General features: G+C 70.2%; 6 protein-coding genes. All 6 read left to right on the forward strand.

Annotated features, from left to right (window positions below):
- A partial coding sequence (locus ACNPM4_RS18615) for a tripartite tricarboxylate transporter permease (RefSeq protein WP_448986690.1) occupies positions 1–1,266 on the forward strand: 1,266 nt, incomplete at its 5' end.
- A 51-nt stretch (positions 1,267–1,317) separates the two neighbouring features.
- The gene (locus ACNPM4_RS18620) at positions 1,318–2,115 is read left to right on the forward strand and encodes a sulfite exporter TauE/SafE family protein (RefSeq protein ID WP_448986692.1); all 798 of its coding nucleotides are present in this window, start codon (positions 1,318–1,320) and stop codon (positions 2,113–2,115) included.
- A gap of 30 nt (positions 2,116–2,145) precedes the next feature.
- Positions 2,146–2,613 (forward strand): FAS1-like dehydratase domain-containing protein, encoded by a 468-nt coding sequence (locus tag ACNPM4_RS18625; protein ID WP_029260958.1) that lies wholly within the window; start codon positions 2,146–2,148, stop codon positions 2,611–2,613.
- On the forward strand, positions 2,613–3,011 hold the full coding sequence (locus ACNPM4_RS18630) for a MaoC/PaaZ C-terminal domain-containing protein (RefSeq protein WP_105710422.1): 399 nt from the start codon (positions 2,613–2,615) through the stop codon (positions 3,009–3,011). The genes ACNPM4_RS18625 and ACNPM4_RS18630 overlap by 1 nt, the downstream gene beginning before the upstream one ends.
- A gap of 13 nt (positions 3,012–3,024) precedes the next feature.
- The gene (locus ACNPM4_RS18635) at positions 3,025–4,158 is read left to right on the forward strand and encodes a UDP-N-acetylmuramate dehydrogenase (protein ID WP_105710421.1); all 1,134 of its coding nucleotides are present in this window, start codon (positions 3,025–3,027) and stop codon (positions 4,156–4,158) included.
- A 46-nt stretch (positions 4,159–4,204) separates the two neighbouring features.
- The gene (locus tag ACNPM4_RS18640) at positions 4,205–4,606 is read left to right on the forward strand and encodes a VOC family protein (protein WP_029260961.1); all 402 of its coding nucleotides are present in this window, start codon (positions 4,205–4,207) and stop codon (positions 4,604–4,606) included.
- Positions 4,607–4,637: the final 31 nt, after the last annotated feature.

A 4,637-nucleotide genomic window follows, 5' to 3' on the forward strand; every position in this document is an offset into this window, starting at 1 on the left:
ATCGAGGGCAACAGGATGGCCAGGATGGGGCGCGGCGCAGCGGCGCTCGCCACCGCGGCCATCGGATCGTTCATCGCGGGAACACTGGCGACGCTCGGGCTGACGCTGCTGGCGCCGCTGCTCGCGCAGTTCGCGGTGAACCTCGGGCCCGCCGACTACGTCGCGCTCATCGTGATCGCGTTCATCACGGTCGGCGCGCTGATCGGCAGCTCGATCTCGCGCGGCATGCTCTCGCTCGGTGTCGGCCTGTTCCTCGGACTCGTGGGAACCGACTGGCTCTCCGGGCAGCAGCGGTACACGCTCGGGCTCCCGGCGCTGTCCGACGGCGTGGACATCGTCCTGGTCGCGGTCGGCCTGTTCGCGGTCGGGGAGACGTTCTACATCGCCGCGCGGCTGCGACACGGCGGTGTCGATGTGATCCCCGTGACCCGCGGATGGCGCTCCTGGATGACCAAGGCTGACTGGCGCCGTTCGTGGAAGCCGTGGCTTCGGGGGACCGCGATCGGCTTCCCGATCGGCACCATCCCAGCCGGCGGCGCGGATGTCGCCACGTTCCTGTCGTACGCGACTGAGCGCAAGCTGTCGAAGCACCGCGACGAGTTCGGACGCGGCGCGATCGAGGGCGTCGCAGGCCCCGAGTCGGCGAACAACGCGGCCGCCGCCGGTGTGCTGGTGCCGCTGCTCACGCTGGGCCTTCCGACGACGGCGACCGCCGCGATCATCCTCACGGCGTTCCAGTCGTACGGCATCCAGCCGGGGCCGCTGCTGTTCGAGAGCCAGTCGAACCTGGTGTGGGCTCTCATCGCGAGCCTGTACATCGGCAACGTCATCCTGATCGTGCTCAACCTGCCGCTCGTGGGCATGTGGGTGAAGCTGCTGCAGATCCCGCGGCCGTACCTGTACGCGGGCATCCTGCTGTTCGCGGTCTTCGGGGCGTACGCGCTGCACAGCTCGCCGACCGACATCGTGATCCTGCTGGTCGTCGGCATCCTCGGCTACTTCATGCGGCGGTACGGCTACCCCGTGGCGCCGCTGGTGGTCGGGATGATCCTGGGGCCGATGGCCGAGGAGCAGCTGCGCAAGGCGCTGCAGCTGAGCCAGGGGGATCTGAGCACGCTGGTCCTGCAGCCGTTCGCGGCGGCCGCCTACGCCGTGCTCGCGCTGCTGATCGTCGGCGGGCTGTGGCTGCGGCGTCGGCAGCGCCGGTACGAGCAGGCGCTGACCGAGTCGATCGCGGTGCCGATCAAGGCCGACTCGGAGGTCTGAGTCCGAGGCGGTGGGTTCGAGAGGGGAGGAGGCCGCGAGTAGGCTGATCCGGTGAGTGACGTACAGGCCCCCGCGCGAGGGCCTCGCGCCTACGCAGCATTCATCGGGATCGGCCTTCTCGCCGGTCTCCTCTCCGGACTCTTCGGCGTCGGCGGCGGCACGGTCATCGTCCCGCTGCTGGTACTCCTGCTGCACTTCGACCAGCGGCTCGCGGCGGGCACCTCGCTCGCGGCGATCGTGCCGACGGCCGGCGTCGGCGTCATCTCCTACGCCACGACCGGGTCGGTGGCCTGGATCCCCGCCATCATCCTGGCGGCGGGTGCCGTGGTGGGTGCGCAGATCGGCACTCGCCTGCTGCCGCGCATCTCGCAGACGGCGCTGCGGTGGGGCTTCGTCGGGTTCCTCGTCGTGGTGATCGTCAGCCTGTTCCTGGTGATCCCCTCGCGTGATGCGGCCTTCGAACTCTCCTGGCTGACGGGCATCGCGCTCGTCGGGGTGGGCGTCGGCACGGGCATCCTCGCCGGGCTGATCGGCGTCGGCGGCGGCGTGATCGTCGTCCCGGTGCTGATGCTGGCGTTCGGTACGAGCGACCTGGTCGCCAAGGGCACTTCGCTGCTGATGATGATCCCGACGGCGATCTCCGGCACGGTCGGCAACCTCCGCAACCGCAACGTCGACCTGCTCGCGGCGGCCATCATCGGCGTCTCGGCCTGTACGACGACCGCGCTCGGAGCGTGGCTGGCGACGATCGTCGACCCGACGCTGGGCAACATGCTGTTCGCGGCATACCTCGTCGTGATCGCGGTGCAGATGGCGATCAAGGCCGTCCGCGGGCGCAAGCGCGGCTGAACGTCGGCCGGGCCTCGGTAGGATCGAGGGGTGGCAGTGAACCAAGAACTGGTCGGCCGGGAGTTCCCGCCGACGGCCCCCTACCTCGTCGGCCGCGAGAAGGTGCGCGAGTTCGCGCGCGCCGTCTTCGCCGATGCTCCGCAGCACACCGACGTCGAAGCGGCCCGCGCGGCCGGCTTCTCCGACGTCGTGGCGCCGCCGACCTTCGCGATGGTCATCCAGGACCTCACGCTCCAGCAGCTGCTGGCGCAGGAGGACTCCGGCATCGTGCTCGCCCGCACGATCCACGCCGAGCAGCGCTTCACCTACACGCGACCGATCGTGGCGGGCGATGAGCTCACCGCCCAGCTGCGCGTCACCGGCATCCGGATGATGGGCGGCAACGCCATGATCACCAGCGAGGCCGCGATCACCGACGCTGCGGGCGACCATGTCGTCACGGCGACGAGTGTGCTGCTGGTGGGCGCCGAGAGCACGGACGAAGGGAAGGCCGCCTGATGGGCTACACCGTCGGAGACGTGGTCGCCGAGCGCACCGTGCATCTCACCCGCGAGTCGCTCGTGCGCTACGCGGGAGCGTCCGGAGATTTCAACCCCATCCACTACCGTGACGATGTCGCCGCATCCGTCGGGCTTCCCGGCGTACTCGCGCACGGCATGCTGACGATGGGCATCGCCTCGTCGGTGGTCGTCGCCGCCCTCGACCCGGCCGCGAAGATCCTCGACTACGGGGTGCGCTTCACCAAGCCGGTCGTCGTCGACCCGGTCGATGGTGCCGACATCACCGTCGTCGCCACGGTCGGCGCGGTCGATGAAGAGGTCGCGCGCATCGACCTCAAGGTCACGTTCGGCGAGACCACGGTGCTCGTCAAGGCGCAGCTGCGCGTCGCCGTCTGATGAGGACGCTCTGATGCGGGAGATCGAGCCGGTCCGCCTGGCCGAGCTGACCACGCTGCGCACGGGCGCCGCGCCCGAGCGGATGCAGGAGGCGACGACGACCGCCGGTCTGATCGAGGCACTGCGCGACACCTGGGCCCGCGGTGACGAGTGGTTCGTCCTCGGTGGCGGTTCCAACCTCTTCGTCGGCGACGAGCCCTTCGAAGGCACCGTCATCCGCGTGCGCACCGAGGGGATCGAAGAGATTCCGTCGCCGCACCCGGGTCGCATCCGTCTGCGCGCGCAGGCCGGGCACTCCTGGGACGACCTGGTCGCCTATGCGGTCGCGCACGGCTACGCCGGCCTCGAGGCCATGAGTGGGATCCCCGGCACGGTCGGCGCGTCCCCCGTACAGAACATCGGCGCATACGGACAGGAGATCCAGGAGACGCTGGTCGAGGTCGAGTTGATCGACGAGTCGACCGGCGTGGTCTCGACCGTTCCCGCGGCCGAGCTCGGATTGGGTTTCCGCACCTCCGTCCTCAAGCACCACCACGGCAGCGTGCCGCTGCGACGTGCCGTGATCCTCTCCGTCACCGTCGACCTGGCGATCGCCGGTGAGCGCGTGGTGCGCGGCGAGCAGCTGCGTCGGGCGCTCGGGCTGACCGATGAGACACCGGTTCCGCTGAGCTGGGTGCGCGAGCGCATCCTCTCGACCCGCGCGTCGAAGGGCATGCTGCTCGACGACGCCGACCCCGACACCCACGGCGTCGGCTCGTTCTTCCAGAACGCGATCGTGACGGCCGCGGTGGCAGGCGCACTGCCGCCGGAGTGCCCGCGCTGGCCGGTGGCGCCCGATCTGGATGCCGTGACCGTGATCCCGCTCGCGTCCTACGACGGGCAGGTGCCGCTGTCGAAGCCGACGACCGTCTCCGACGTGAAGGTCAGCGCAGCCTGGCTGATCGAGCAGGCGGGCATCCGCAAGGGATTCAAGCTTCCGCGCTCGCGCGCTTCGGTCTCGACCAAGCATGCGCTGGCGCTCACGAACCGCGGCGGCGCGACCGCGGGCGAGGTCGCCGAGCTCGCGCGGTTCATCCAGAGCCGGGTCCACGCCGAGTTCGGTCTCGTGCTGCAGCCGGAGCCGGTGCTGGTCGGCGTCGACCTGTAGGGCGATCGTCCTGTGGGGCGTCGTCGGTCGCGGCTACACTCGCGGCATGAGCGGACTGATCCCGTACCTGCTGTTCCCCGGCAACGCCGCAGAGGCGCTGCGTCACTACCGCTCGGTGTTCGGCGGTGAACTGCAGCTGCTCGACTACGCCACGGCGGGCCGGCGTGACGGACCCGGCGATGCCGTCGCGCACGGCCAGCTGAGCGGGCCGGTCGAGCTCGCCGGCGCCGATGCCGGAGCCGACGACGACGCCGTGCAGATGAGCGGCATGTTCCTCTCACTCCTCGGCACGGCGGATGCGCTGACCCTCACCGGCTGGTACGACAAGCTCGCGGCCGACGGCCGAGTGATCGACGCCCTGCAGAAGCGCCCGTGGGGAGACTTCGACGGCACGCTCGTCGACCGCTACGGCATCCGCTGGCTGATCGGCTTCCAGCCCGAGGACTGATCACGCCGCGAAACCCGAAGGCCCCCTCCCG

It is taken from the genome of Microbacterium umsixpiens (assembly GCF_053543675.1).